The organism is Chelativorans intermedius, from assembly GCF_025398255.1.
Taxonomy (GTDB): Bacteria; Pseudomonadota; Alphaproteobacteria; order Rhizobiales; family Rhizobiaceae; genus Chelativorans; species Chelativorans intermedius.
Window position 1 is genome coordinate 39,876 of record NZ_JAODNW010000022.1, and the last position, 13,161, is coordinate 53,036.

The 13,161-nt window shown below is 62.1% G+C and carries 11 protein-coding genes; 4 read left to right on the plus strand and 7 right to left on the minus strand.

Going from position 1 to position 13,161, the window contains the following annotated elements:
* Positions 1-308 precede the first annotated feature (308 nt).
* Positions 309-3,254 (minus strand): Tn3 family transposase, encoded by a 2,946-nt coding sequence (locus tag NYR58_RS16000; RefSeq protein ID WP_261522120.1) that lies wholly within the window; start codon positions 3,252-3,254, stop codon positions 309-311.
* A 128-nt stretch (positions 3,255-3,382) separates the two neighbouring features.
* Between NYR58_RS16000 and NYR58_RS16005 the strand changes: the two genes are divergently transcribed.
* The gene (locus NYR58_RS16005) at positions 3,383-3,973 is read left to right on the plus strand and encodes a recombinase family protein (protein ID WP_173194399.1); all 591 of its coding nucleotides are present in this window, start codon (positions 3,383-3,385) and stop codon (positions 3,971-3,973) included.
* Positions 3,957-5,312, plus strand: a complete 1,356-nt coding sequence (locus NYR58_RS16010) for a hypothetical protein (protein ID WP_261522121.1) — start codon at positions 3,957-3,959, stop codon at positions 5,310-5,312. Before NYR58_RS16005 ends, NYR58_RS16010 begins: the two co-directional genes overlap by 17 nt.
* A gap of 779 nt (positions 5,313-6,091) precedes the next feature.
* Here the strand turns inward: NYR58_RS16010 and NYR58_RS16015 are convergent.
* Both NYR58_RS16015 and NYR58_RS16020 read right to left on the minus strand, forming a co-directional pair.
* The gene (locus tag NYR58_RS16015; protein WP_261522177.1) at positions 6,092-6,280 is read right to left on the minus strand and encodes a hypothetical protein; all 189 of its coding nucleotides are present in this window, start codon (positions 6,278-6,280) and stop codon (positions 6,092-6,094) included.
* Positions 6,281-6,484: 204 nt separating this feature from the next.
* Positions 6,485-6,631, minus strand: coding sequence for a hypothetical protein (locus NYR58_RS16020; RefSeq protein ID WP_261522122.1), 147 nt, complete (start codon positions 6,629-6,631; stop codon positions 6,485-6,487).
* Between the two features lie 164 nt (positions 6,632-6,795).
* On the opposite strand from NYR58_RS16020, the gene NYR58_RS16025 reads away from it, so the two are divergent.
* Complete coding sequence (locus tag NYR58_RS16025; RefSeq protein ID WP_261522123.1) at positions 6,796-7,053, plus strand: hypothetical protein; 258 nt, start codon at positions 6,796-6,798, stop codon at positions 7,051-7,053.
* Positions 7,054-7,216: 163 nt separating this feature from the next.
* Positions 7,217-7,897 (plus strand): hypothetical protein, encoded by a 681-nt coding sequence (locus NYR58_RS16030; RefSeq protein ID WP_261522124.1) that lies wholly within the window; start codon positions 7,217-7,219, stop codon positions 7,895-7,897.
* Between the two features lie 47 nt (positions 7,898-7,944).
* Here the strand turns inward: NYR58_RS16030 and NYR58_RS16035 are convergent, their stop codons facing one another.
* From NYR58_RS16035 to NYR58_RS16050, 4 genes are all read right to left on the minus strand, one after another.
* A complete protein-coding gene (locus tag NYR58_RS16035) occupies positions 7,945-9,567 on the minus strand; it encodes an L-lactate permease (protein WP_261522125.1) in 1,623 nt (540 codons plus the stop codon).
* On the minus strand, positions 9,561-10,469 hold the full coding sequence (locus NYR58_RS16040) for a DMT family transporter (protein ID WP_261522126.1): 909 nt from the start codon (positions 10,467-10,469) through the stop codon (positions 9,561-9,563). The genes NYR58_RS16035 and NYR58_RS16040 overlap by 7 nt, the downstream gene beginning before the upstream one ends.
* A 63-nt stretch (positions 10,470-10,532) precedes the next feature.
* On the minus strand, positions 10,533-11,846 hold the full coding sequence (locus NYR58_RS16045; RefSeq protein ID WP_261522127.1) for an APC family permease: 1,314 nt from the start codon (positions 11,844-11,846) through the stop codon (positions 10,533-10,535).
* Between the two features lie 49 nt (positions 11,847-11,895).
* Positions 11,896-13,131: a cation:proton antiporter gene (locus NYR58_RS16050; protein WP_261522128.1), complete on the minus strand. Its 1,236-nt coding sequence runs from the start codon at positions 13,129-13,131 to the stop codon at positions 11,896-11,898.
* Between the last annotated feature and the right edge of the window lie 30 nt (positions 13,132-13,161).

The following is a 13,161-nucleotide window of genomic DNA, read 5'->3' on the forward strand; positions in this document are numbered from 1 at the left end:
ACAGTGGTTCAACGCCAGGCAACGTCACCCACAGTCAATACGCGCACGCTGGGCTCCTCGCCTTGCGCGAGTTGGGAATCGCCACAATCCAGGGCAAAACTCCAGCTTGGCAGCCGCTTTGGACAATGTCGGTGTTCCGTCGAGAAGATTCCGCTACTACCTTCCGACCATGGAAAGTGCACCTCTAGACAGGCGAGTCGCGGTTCAATCGAAGGGCGAAACAGTGGTTCAGCCTCTGAGCCATTTGCGCGACAAGCCGTATGGCACCGGTACATTATTGGGACACGGATATACGGTACGGCATGGCGTCATGCTTGATTGTTGCGCAGGGGCAGATAACCGTCGGTGTCGAGCGGCAAGGTTTCCGACCAGATGTAATCGCCGGTGATGTTGATGTGGTCCCAGCCCAACGGGGAGAGGCGGGCCGTGATCGTGTCTTCAATCTTCGTGCCGCGTACCCTCGTTTCCGTCAGTATTCTCCCGAGGTAGCGGCAGTTGAACAGGATTATGGCGGCCGTGACGAGGTTGAGGGCAGCGGCTCTGCTTGACTGGTTTTCGTGTCCACGATCCCGGAAACGCCCCAGACGATGGAAAGCGACCGCCCTGGAGAGGGAGTTCCGCGCCTCCCCCTTGTTGAGTTCCGTCGTGACGAGCCTACGCAGGCCGGGATCTTCGAACCAGCGCAAGGTGAACAGCGTGCGCTCGATCCGGCCGATTTCGCGCAACGCGGCGGCGAGACTGTTCTGTTGCCGGTACGCCGAGAGCTTCCTCATGATCAATGACGGCGTGACGACCTTGTGCCGCAGCGCATGGATCACTCTCTGGATTTCGTCCCAGTGCGCGCGGATCAGCTGCGGGTTCAGCCGATTGCCGAACAATGGCGCGAGAGGGCCGTATTTTGCCTTGGGTTCGAACGCATAGAGCTTGCGGTCCGACAGGCGCGGAATGCGGGGCTCGAACGACAGGCCGAGCAAATGCATGACGGCGAAGACAATATCCGAGACGCCACCGCCATCGACATGGAAGGCGGCAATATCGACGCCGCTCTCATGACCCAGGATTCCGTCCAGGGAATGCACAGCCTCGCTTGCAGTGCCGGCGATCACCTTCTGATGGAGCGGGGCATACCTGTCAGTGATCGTGGTGTAGATCTTGACGATCGGGTCCCGCCCGTAGTGGGCGTTGACGGCGCCACCTGCCTCGCCCGGTCCGCCGAGATAGAATGCTTGTCCATCTGCCGATGCGCGCCAGCCTTCGCCGAACCAGGCGGCGATCGGCTCCGCGTGAATGGCGTCCGTCAGGTTGGCAAGAGCCGCGCGGAAGGTTTCTTCGCGCATGTGCCACATCTGCATACGCAAGAGAGCACGCCGTGATCCCGCGCCGCTGACTTCAGCCATTCGGGAGAGGCCGAGATTCGTCGCTTCCGCGATCAGGGTCGCCATGAACGCTCGCATGTCGGCTGGCGGCAGGCCCGTCGAGACATGCGTAAAATGCTCCGCAAAGCCCGTCCACAGATTGACCTGGTCGAGAAGATCGGTGATGCGGACATGGGGCATCATGCGGTTAAGGGCGCCGATGACGGCCGCGCTATCGTCCTGCACACTGTCTTCCTGCTCCTTTGGAAAGCGCAGGCGCCCGCCAGCGAACAGCGTCGGCTCCCTTGCCGCCAATCCCTCAGCCACGGACAGCAATGCGGTATCCAGTGTCGAAGCCCGCCCGTGCAGGTATGTGTCCGCGTCGACGTCCGGATGTGCCGGCAACGCGTTGCCGTCCGCCTTGTCATTCGCCAGCAGGTCATCCAGAGACCGGTGGATACGGGAGGTTGGAACCCATACGCTCCCGCTCGCCAATGCGTTCGCCAAGCCGAAGTATGTCGCAAGCTCGTAGCAGGTCCGGTCAATCGAACCGTTTGTGAAGACATGGCGCCGCCAGCGTCGCTCGATATGGGCAAGTGGCAGCGTGTCAGGCAGTCGCCGGCGTTTGTCTCCGCCGATTTCCGCGAGAATGGCGGCGGCATCCAGCAACGGTTTGGCGGCGCGGCTGCCTTCGAACATAAAAGACGACAAAAAGCGGGAACCGGTCTGCCTGAAGACGTGGTATTCGCGCGGGAGCTCGCCAATGATGTCCGGACGTCCCGGCCGGAGCGACCGGCGGATTGTAGCCGCATCGTCTTCGATGGTGTCGAGGGTCGCGATTTCGGTCACGGCGGAAGCGACGTCGCCTCCCTCCCTTGCGGAGATGACGAGTGCTTCCAGTACATCGGCGATGCGCGCCAATCGGGTGCGGCCCTGCTCAGCGGTGAGGGCAACTGTCTCTTCGAGCCGCTTTCTGGCGCGCAGATTCGCCCGCGCCACCAATGACTGGAACATCGAAAGAGCGCCGTCGGTCAATGTGGCCTCGAGTTCGCGCAGCGTGGCGATCATGACGGCGTGGCGCCGGTCCGCGCCCATCTGCAGGAAAGCCTGAGAGGTGTAGAGCAGTCCTTCCTTCGCCATCTGTGCCAGGCGAGAGCCAAAGGCAGGCGGCTGGCTGCCTATCCCCACAAGAGTGGAGCGGACGATGACGATCTTGTCGAGGATCTCGATCAACGGGCGCGCTCCGACCCGGGAAGGCGGCTCGCGGAGCCAGGATAGCCTTGTCTGACGGGCATGCGCCTTGGCGACGAGCAGCGTATCCAGTTGGTGACGATGACCTTCGTCGAGCATTGAGCAGACCCTGGTCACCATCATGCCGTCGGCCGCATGCATTGCCGAAGCCGCCAGACGCTCGACAACCGTCACACCGGGAATGACGATCTTCTCCTCCCGCATTTTCTCGATCAATCGTCCGAGAAGGATGCGTCCATCCGTCAGGCCCACAGCTTCTTGCTCGGCCCAATCGCTCAGCATCGAACGAGCCGGTCTCGTGAAGTCGCGATAACCATGATGCTGCTTGATCGCAGCCAGTTGCTCGTACCGTGTCGCGCCACGCCGAGCGAAGCGGGCGATCGCTTCCGTGTCGGCGCCGATCTGCTCGGCAATATAATCCAGCATGACCGGGGGCAGGAACTCCCCGCGTCGCAAATGCCTGCCGGGATAACGCAGGCAGCACAATTGGAGGGCATGGCTCAGGCGGGTTTCCGGTGTGCGGCTACTGGCTATAGCGGTGAGATCTTTAGCGTCCAGCGTATAGTGGCGAACAACCTCGTTTTCAGTCTCCGGCAACGCCAGCAGTACGTCGCGCTGCTTCTTCGTCATGGATATGCGGGCGGGCATGTTGTCTCCTTACAAAAACCCCTTGCCTTTCGATCTCTCATTGAAAGAGGATTGTGAAAGGATTTTCATCCTGATTCGTCAGCAGGACTGCCGCAGTTCCGCAAACGACCGTTATTGAAAGGGCGCCCATGCTGATCGGCTACGCCCGCGTGAGCAAAGGTGACGACCAGTCGAACAGGGCTCAGGCCAGGGCACTGGCCGAGGCCGGGTGCAAGCGCGTGTTCGAAGAGAAAGCATCGGGCGGACGCTGGGAACGTCCCGAGCTTCACCGCATGCTCGATCAGTTGCGTGATGGCGACACCGTCGTCGTCTGGAAGCTCGATCGCCTGTCGCGCTCGCTGAAGGATGTTCTCCACCTGATGGACAGGATCACCAGTGCCGGCGCGGGGTTTCGTTCATTGACCGAGGCGATCGACACGACGACGGCAGCCGGCCGCATGATGATGCAGATGGTGGGATCCTTTGCAGAGTTCGAGCGCGCCATGATCCGGGAGCGGACCACGGCCGGACTTGCCCAGGCCCGCGCCGAAGGCAGGATCGGCGGACGCCGCAGAAAGCTTGATCCGAAGAAACGGCGCGAAATCGCCGAAAGCGTCCTGTCGGGCCGCAAGAGCGGCGCCGAGATGGCGAGGCTGTATGACGTCAGCGAGCCGACAGTCTCGCGCATCATCGCCGAATATCGCGAGAAACTGGAGACAGACAGTGCCAGCCAGCCATGATCTCAAGGGGTTGATGAAGTTCCTGGCCCGCGAAGAATGGCGTGGGTGTTTTGAGCAGGTGTTCGATGATCACTTCGGCCCCGTGCTCGAAGCCGGAGACATGGAGTTCGATGATCTTGCCGAAATTCTCAGCGACGACTGGGCCATGACGCTCTGGGGATGCGTGTTCGAGGATTTCCTGACGCAAGAGTTCGACGTCCAGGGCGGCAATATCGTCGACGAATATCTCAAACGTCGCGGCTGGAAGGAGGGCACACAGACGAAAGCCTATATGAAGGCGCTTAGGATATCGGTCATGAGCCTCTATGAGGTGAGCGACATCGTGCCCGGCAAATCGCTCATGGCGCGCGATCTCATCCGCGGCGGCGAGCCGATCGCCGTGAGCGAGGGGACCGCAACGCTGACCCTGAAGCAGTGGGACAGGATCGCCGCCCGTATCGTGCCGGTCCTGGGCAAGAACATATTCGCCGGCGGGCTGCTGCCTTACACGCCGCAAGCCATCGATGCGCTGTTCGACGGTCTGCGACAGGTGTTCGGAAAGAAGGGCACAAAGAAACTCCCTGCCGTTGCGGACCAGGACCTGCAGTCGGTCGCTTCCATGTTCACGCTCTCATGGCTGTTCGATACGCTCGATCGAGCCATGGGGCTGCCACCGATGCAGAACTCGGACGGCGACGACCTCATGTTCCACGATGTCAGGTTTCCGCTGGCGAATGGCGTGACGCAGAAGGATATCGCCACGCGGGTGAACGCCATTTCGGCGATGGCGCAGGAGAACGCAAAGTTCTGGAACTGGCTCGAGGACAAGCCGAAGGGCGGAAAGAAGGTGAAACAGGCCGACGGGCTTTCCTTCGACGCCACCATGGATAACGGTCAGCGCGTGTTGGGTAATGTGGAGCTGAAGGGGCGGTTTCTACATCTGTCAACCAACTCCGCCGCGCGGGCGCAGAAGGGAACAGTCCTGATCCGTAAGGAACTCGGCGATCTCGTCCGCACGCCCCTGACAGACATCCGAACCATTGAGCAGATGATGGCCGAGCGGCCGCCACGCGAACATGGAGAAGCGGCTTCCGAAGTCCCGCCCGAAATTGCCGAGCAGGTTGTCCACCAGTTCATGGACCGGCAATATCGTGAAACGCTTGATCAGCCGGTCGGCATGCTCGGCAACAAAACGCCACGACAGGCGGCAAAATCAGCCGCCGGCCGACAGAAGGTCGCTGAATGGCTCAAATATCTCGAAAACCAGTCTGCAAACCAGCCGGATCCCGCCGATCCCATGGCAACCTACAGTTTTGAGTGGATGAGGAAGGAACTCGGCGTCCACGATCTGCGTCGATAAAGCCCGCTACCGTATATCCGTGTCCCAATAATGTACCGGGGCCGTTAGAGTTTTGATCGCTCCGGTGAATCCGGTCTTGGTGGTGGTGAAGGTGCCGATGTTTGCCATTGTCGTGTTCCTTTCAAAGTCCGAGCCGCGCCCATCGCGGTCTCGATGGCTGTCGAAAAGATCGGGAACGACCGGCACGCACCTGGAGGGCCGCAATGAAATGGAGGACGGCCGGGAGGAACTTTCTTGGTTCGCGAGGAATGCGAACGTCAGTTCGCAGGGGAAGAAAGTTCCGGACGGGCGTTGCGCAATGCCGGGCGAGGCGGAGCCGGTTCCCGGTCAGACATGCCCCATCGAGACCGCGCCGGGCGAGCTCCAAGACATCGAGGCGAAGGAAACACGACCACGGCGTCCTAGCCCGGAGCCATTGCTATTCCGCGACACCGGTCGGTGGGATCAATCGCGCGCTCGACGCTGGCGACCTTCACGGCAGCCGCCACGCCTGCAAACCGGATCTATTCGCTCGTTCTCGCGCGCACGACGAGCGGTGCCGTGAGCAGTCGGCCGAAGCACATAACCATCGCTCTGACCGTCCTCCGCTGGTCAGCCGGCTTCGGCAGAGTTACGCTTCTGGCATCCGCTGGAAGCCCGATGCCCGATGCCCACGATACCCCGCGACCTGACGGCATTCGAAAAGATCGAAGGCTGGCTAGACACCACACATGCCCTCGCACTCGTTCGGCCACAGGTCGAGTTGCCCATGGTCGGACAGCGTCGACAGATCGGCTTCGTCAAGGGGAACGGCGGACCGATGGAGAAAGACCCTTGCCGTCATGGATCACGATGATGATCTCGCTGGCGCGGCGATACTTCATCGCCTTTCGGCTGCTCTCCTTGAGATCGAGCGCGAACCCCGCGTCCTCCAGCACGGCGCTGCAGGGCACCTTTCCTCTCAGCTCTTCCAGGTCTGTTTTTTCCATCATCTCGCCTGCGCCTTCGCGCGCTCCTCTTATCCGATTCCCGCTCCCGGTCTTTCCGGGACAAGTATCGGCAGGCCGCGAAGAGCAAGCCGGTCAAGGGCGCGGCGGGCAACCCGGCAGATTTGCGGGGACGGACCGGTGTGTCAGCCGCGGCGAAGCCTCCCTTGCCGGGCGCAGCGCGCAAGCGGCACGCGCACCCGCACGTCAACCGCTTCGGCGCTCTTCCTCGGCGACGATCCCGGTTACCTTCTCGATATCCATTTCCGCCTGCGGGGAGATGCGGGCGATTTCGGTGGCGACCTTGGCCCAGTGATAGAGTTTCGCCCGATTGCCTCGGACGCGGGCGCTCATAGCCACCCGTGCCGTTCATAGCCGATGACATCGATCGGTCACTATCCGTGAATTGACGGTTCAGCAAGTTGGAGCGGGCAAGAAGCTAGGTCGTGTGGACGGTATTAGGACGATGCTAACCATGATTCAGTCACCGCTGGGTCTCCAACGAGGAGACGGGGCTGATGCTGACACGGCCGAGCGAAAAGGATTGGGACGTTCTTCTGGCGGTGTTCCGGGCGTGCTTGCCGCGCCGCGGCGACAAGGGGCAGGACGACCGCACGTTTCTGGGTAATCAGTATGAGGCGCCGAGGCGACAATCAGTTGAACAGACTGCCATACGAGGCGGCTGCGGTCATGGTAAACAGGTTGACGGATTCCAGCACCCTGCGACTTTGGGCGTGGAGCTGAAAGAACGGTCGGCCTCGAGTGCGCAGCTGTGACCGCCCCATCAGCGAATTTGCAATACTAACGGCACACTACCCAGGACGCCCGATGAGGCGAGAATGCAACGGGCAGGTTTTCTCGGTTTCCTGTTCGATACGGTTGAATTTGCCATAGTACCGTTGCGAACGAAAAGGCAGCTTACAGAGCATGAAGTCTGGGATGAAAAACAAATCAGAAGTATTATCCGGTCTGGAGGAACTCAGAGATTCCAGTTCTGACTCCGCGCCCTCGTGGGAGATCCGGCTCGCTTGGGTGCTGCGCTTCCTAATATTGGCGACGGCGGCATTTCACCTCTACCAGGGCGCGTTCCTGTACACGCTCCTATGCATGGCAGCGCTAATGATGATGGTCGCGCCGCCTCTTCTCGCTCACACGAGCCGGCTGAACATCCCCGTCGAGATCGAGCTGTTTGTCCTGTGGTGGCTGGTTACAGACATGACGCTCGGCCGCATGCTAGACCTCTACGAGGCCATTTTGTTCTATGACAAGTTCCTCCACTTCGGCAATTCGGGCCTGCTCGCTATCCTGTCGTTTCTCGCCATCTACACCCTCAGGATGACTTGCAGACTCCAGACCGGCTTCTTTCTGAACCTGTCGGGCATCTTTCTGTTGACGCTTGGTGCCGGTGCGCTCTGGGAGATCCTCGAATTCGCATCCGACGCCTTCTTCGCGCAGGGCGCACAGGGCTCGCCGGACATGGATCCCCTCGAGGACACGATGTGGGACCTGATCGTAGACGGGCTTGGCGGCCTTCTCGGTGGCCTGCTCGGCGCATGGTACATGCGGGTGTCAAGACGCAGCGCCGCGCGTTGGAAGAGCTTCATGGCGCTGGTGTCTTGATTGGAAGCCGCATCCGGGTCGCTCGCGACAGCGCGAACTGGTGTTGGTCATAATAGCGACGCAGCGGACCAGGCTATGAGACCGGCGGCCACGCAATAAGCCAGCATCGGCCAAATCGTGAACCGAATGATGGAGCCTTCGCGCCCGACCATTTCGACGACCGCGGCGGCTGCAACAACGTTCAGCACGGATATCATGTTGCCCGCGTTCGAGCCCAGCATCTGCGCGGCGAGAACGATTTCGGCCGGAGTTTCGGTGCGATCGGCAACCGCGAACTGGAAGAGCGCGAACATCAGGTTGCTGAAGGTCGCGCTGCCTGAGAGAAATGCGCCGAAAGCGCCGACGAACGGTGCCAGCAGGGGCCAGGCAGGCCCGGCACTGTCCGCCGCCAGCATGGCAAGTTCGAGCGGCATGCTTTCGCGCCCGCTGGCGTTTACGCTTGAGTGAACGAAGATTCGTACCATGGCGACGGCAGCGATGAGCGGCAACGCGGCACGTGCCGTGGCGAGGAACGCCTCGCCTAGCGCGCCGCCCATGTTTGCAGCCGTGAGCCTATGCAGCGGAATCGTTATCAGTACGACCAAAACGAAGGCCGTCCCTGGAAGGTAGAGAGGGACGAGAGTGGCATCTATTTCGGTGCCGAGGATGCTTTCCCAAGTGAACTGAACGCTCTGGAGCCAAGCTCTTAGCGGCAATACCGGAATCCGGGTCACGACAAGAATGCCAGCGAGCAGGATATAAGGCATCCACGCGAGGCCCAGCCCGACCCCCGCGACAGGCTGTGCCTCCCGCAGTTCCCCGACCGAGGTTCGGTTCATCGGTCGCGGTGCGATGTAGCTGCTGCGAAGTGCTGCCACCGTGATGAGAAAGCCCGCCAGGCCGCCGACGAGCGAGGGGAACTCCGGCCCGAGCAGGTGCGCTACGGTAAGGGCGGTCAAGGTGAAGCTGAAGCCAGCCACGAGAGCAAGCCGCCACATGTGCAGCCCTGATCGCCATGTCCTCGCTTCGCCGAAGAACCGCGTATAGATCGCCACCAGAACGAGCGGCACGAAGCTGCCGATGAAAACGTCCATGGCAATTGCAGTCACCGCGACCTCGGCTACAAACCCGTCGCGGTACGTGCCAGCGAGCCCCTGCCCAAGTGCTACCGATGCGCCCACCTGCAGGCCCTCGGTAAGGCCGACCAGGACGGGCGTGCCAATCGCGCCGAAGCTGACGGCGCTGCTGTCGGCGACGAGCGGCAATACGACCGAAGCGAGTGGCGGAAAGCCCAACGTAACCAGCAGGGGCGCCGCGACGGCGGCGGGTGTACCGAATCCGGCCGCGCCTTCGAGGAACGAGACGAACAGCCATCCGACGAGTATGATCTGGACGCGGGGATCGGGGCTTACGCTCGCAAAACCGGCTCGGATGCGGGCGAGCGCGCCGCTTCTCGTCAGCGTCTTCAGGAGTAGAATCGCCCCGAAGACAATCCAGAGAATGGAGGTCGCGACGACCGCACCCTCGATGCCCGCGGCGGCGACATGCCGGACCGGCACCTGCCAGATTGCGATGCTGACGCCGGCAGTGGCTGCCAGGCTGAGCGGCATGGCCACGCTTGCTGGCCAACGCAGGACGACGAGAAGCAGCAGAACCGCGATCAGCGGCGTCAGCGCCGCCAGCGTTACCATCGGTCCGCACTTTCCGGGCGAGCACCGGCCAATCCACGGAGCTGCACGAGCAGGATCGCAAAGATCACCAGCACCGCACCGGCAACCTGGGGCCAGCCAAGCCGCTCTCCGAAGGCTACTGCGCCGATGAACAGCCCGAAGATCGGCACCAGAAAGGTGAATGCGTTCGCGCGGTTGAGTGCGATCTGACTGAGCGCCGAGAACCAGAGCCAGAACGCCAGCGAGGTGCCGAAAACCGCAAGAGCGACCAGAACGAGAACGAAGGACGGAGAAGACCACGTCACCCGACCCCAGTCCTCGGTGGCGGCGGACAGGAGGGCCAGTGGCACCGCCCCGAGCAGGAGCTGGATACCCATCACCGCAAGGGCATCCATCCGCGCAGGCAACAGCTTCATGCCGATATTGCCGACCGAGACGCCGGCAGCGGCGAGTGTGATGTAGGCAATGCCGACCCAGTAGCTCGTTGCAATTCCGGTACCGAGTCCGGGCGCTGCGATGCTGACGATCCCGGCAAAGCCAAGGACGAGTCCGGCCCATCCCCTTCCGGTCAGTCTCTCTTTCAAAAAGGAATGCGCGAGGACGGCCGCGAGCAAAGGCTGTGCATTCGCGACCACGGTCGCAAGACCCGGCGAGACGAACTCTGCAGCGTGGAACATGCCGAGGAATCCGAAACCTGTCGATCCCAGGCCGACCAGCGAAAGCACGGCCCAGCTCCTTGCATCGCGAGGCAACGGACGGTGCAGGATGACTGCGATGGCGAGAAGTACGATTCCCGCGATCCCGGCGCGCATCGTCGCGAAGGCGAGATGAGGAGCGAGATCGAGGCCGATCGTGATCAGCGGGTAACACAAGGCCCATAGCAACATTACGGTGACGAGACGGAAGGCGAGGACAACGCTCACAACAGCGGCTCCTCAGCGGCGGCGTTCATGCCGGCAGGTCGGATCAGGCTCTTGCAGCGGGGATCAGTGATCATGGCGTCCCCGGTCCCCACTGGTCCACCCCGTGAGGTAGACGCGCTCGAAGCCGAGGACGGCCAGAATGCAGATGATCGAGATCGCCACGATCCACGGATCGGAGCGCAGCTTGACGAGGGTGAACGCGCCAAGCACCAGCGCATCCAGCGCGATGGCCGCTAGCAGCACCCAGCCTCGGGCCCCAATCTCGTTGCGCAGGCGGCGCCAAACGCCCCAGTGTATCAGCATGTCCATGACGAGGTAGAAGAAGGCTCCAAGTGCCGCGATCCGTCCCAGATCGAACAGCACCGTCAGCACGGATGCGGTCACGACAGTGTAGACCAGCGTGTGAGCCTGGATCGGACCGGGCATGCCGAAGTGCCTGTGCGGGACCAACCCCATCTCCGTCAGCATCGCCAGCATCCGCGAGACGGCAAAGATGCTCGCGAGCACGCCGGAGGCGGTCGCGACGATGGCAATCGCCACAGTGAAGTAGACTCCATAGGAGCCGAACGCAGGTTCGGCCGCGCGGGCAAGCGAATAGTCCCGGGCAGCCACGATCTCCTCCATTGAGAGGCTGGCCCCCACGGCTAACGCCACCAGAAGATAGAGAACCGTGCAGACCGCGATCGAGAGCACGATGGCTCGTCCCACATTCCTGTGCGGGTCCACGATCTCAGCGCCGCTGTTTGTGATCGTTGTGAAGCCCTTGAAGGCGAGGATCGAAAGAGCGACGGAAGCCATGAAGCCTGCGACCGGGACTTCTGTAGATCCGGCTCTAGGCTGAAAGTCGAAGCCGCCAGCCCAGAGAGCCGCGAGCCCGAAGAGTGCGATCCCTCCGACCTTGATCATCGCCATCAGGAACGAGAAGAACCCGACCGAGCGGTTCCCTGAGACGTTGACCGCATAGGCGGTCAAGATCAGCGTCACCCCCAATGTCGGCACGAGAAAGCTATCATCTCCAGCCCCGAAGAGTCTTAGCAAATAGCTCGCGAAGGTGCGCGCGACGAGGCTCTCGCTGATCACCATCGAAAATGCCATCAGAAGCGACAGCGCAGCGGCGATCGCACCGGGTCCGTAGGCCTTTTGCAGGATCATCGCAATTCCGCCTGCCGACGGATAAGCGTTGGACATCTTGACGTAGGTGTACGCGCTGAAGCCCGTGACGACGGCCCCGGCGAGGAAAGAAAGCGGGAACCATGGCCCGGCAAGCTGGGCGATCTGACCGGTGAGCGCAAAGATGCCCGCTCCGATCATCACGCCCGTCCCCATGGAAATGCCGCCGATCAGACTGATGCTGTTCGGCTGATACTGTCCTTTCATGCCCGGCGCCTCCCAAAGCTCCGACGGGAAATGAGGTTCCCGAAGCGTGTCATCGTGACGGTCCTCGCTCCTTGGCGGTTGGCCGTAGCACTGCGCGCAGGGCCATTGGCATTAGCATCGTGGTGAGAACCGCGGTGATCACCAGGGCAGAAAAGAGACTGCCGACGAGGATGTCTGGCTGGGCGAACAGCCCGGCCTCGAGTGCAATACTGGCAACAACCAGCTCGACGGCGCCGCGACCGCTCATACCGACTCCGACGGCCGTCGCCTCCCGGGCCGACAGTCCCGCCAGCCGCGCCGGCACGCCGGCTCCGACCAACTTGCCAAGGAAGGCGACCACCAGAAGGAGCGTCAGGAACAGCGGCACCGCCGTTACCGCTCCGAGATCCAGGCGAACGCCGATCGAGGCGAAGAAGAGCGGCGCAAGGAGTCCATTCGTCAGGTCCGCCATGCTCGCCTTGACGGAAGCATACCCCTCATCGCCGACGGCGTCGGGATCGAAGAACAGGCCAGCCATAAACGGACCGAGAATGAAGTCCATGCCGAGAGCCTCCGCCAGCAAGGCATAGGCCAGCGCGATCACTACCAGGGCACTGAAAAGCGGCGCCGGAACAGGCAGGCGCGCGGCCCATCTGTAGAAGGCCGGCTCGAGGAGCATGCCCGCGCCAACGGTCAGGGCGAAGAAAAGGCCCACCTGTCCGATGAGCTTCAGCATCGTGCTGGCATTCGGCACGCTGCCCGTTTCCATAACGCTCAACACCACCGCAAGCAGGACAAGACCGATTACATCGTCGAGCACTGCCGCCGAGACGATCATCTCCCCGACTCGCCGATGCAAAAGCCGCAGTTCCATGAGGATCTTCACCGCGACCGGAACGGCGGAGATGCAAAGCGCCACGCCGACCAGGAGGGCCTGCGCAAGCTTGAGCGGCGTGTCGGGGAGAAACGCCCATGCGAGGGCGAAACCGCCTGCCAAGGGCACGATCACGCCGCCGAACGCTACTCCCAGCGCGGCGCCGGATTGGGCTGCAATTTCCCGTGGCCGCATTTCGATACCAGCGAGCAGCAGCACGGCGAAGATCCCGAACTCGGCCGCGATCTCGAGGAAGGGGCTGTCCGGCAGTGCAACGAGAAGCGGCGGCGCGAAAGGCAGGACCGCGAGCGGCAGCAGGACGATGCCGGCAGCGATCTCGCCCATCGAGGCCGGCTGTCCGACCTTCTCGAACAGCGCACCACCAAGTCTTGTGAGCATGAGAAGCAGAATGAGGTGCAGTGCATGTTCCATTCCGGGGACCAGGTTGCTCGCGTTGTCGTG

What these genes read in the sequence shown, in the direction of transcription:
- NYR58_RS16000 (WP_261522120.1), bottom strand. Translation starts at nt 3,254, where the DNA reads ATGCCCGCCCGCATATCCATGACGAAGAAGCAGCGCGACGTACTGCTG.
- NYR58_RS16005 (WP_173194399.1), top strand. Translation starts at nt 3,383, where the DNA reads ATGCTGATCGGCTACGCCCGCGTGAGCAAAGGTGACGACCAGTCGAAC.
- NYR58_RS16015 (WP_261522177.1), bottom strand. Translation starts at nt 6,280, where the DNA reads ATGGAAAAAACAGACCTGGAAGAGCTGAGAGGAAAGGTGCCCTGCAGC.
- NYR58_RS16020 (WP_261522122.1), bottom strand. Translation starts at nt 6,631, where the DNA reads ATGAGCGCCCGCGTCCGAGGCAATCGGGCGAAACTCTATCACTGGGCC.
- NYR58_RS16025 (WP_261522123.1), top strand. Translation starts at nt 6,796, where the DNA reads ATGCTGACACGGCCGAGCGAAAAGGATTGGGACGTTCTTCTGGCGGTG.
- NYR58_RS16030 (WP_261522124.1), top strand. Translation starts at nt 7,217, where the DNA reads ATGAAAAACAAATCAGAAGTATTATCCGGTCTGGAGGAACTCAGAGAT.
- NYR58_RS16035 (WP_261522125.1), bottom strand. Translation starts at nt 9,567, where the DNA reads ATGGTAACGCTGGCGGCGCTGACGCCGCTGATCGCGGTTCTGCTGCTT.
- NYR58_RS16045 (WP_261522127.1), bottom strand. Translation starts at nt 11,846, where the DNA reads ATGAAAGGACAGTATCAGCCGAACAGCATCAGTCTGATCGGCGGCATT.
- NYR58_RS16050 (WP_261522128.1), bottom strand. Translation starts at nt 13,131, where the DNA reads ATGGAACATGCACTGCACCTCATTCTGCTTCTCATGCTCACAAGACTT.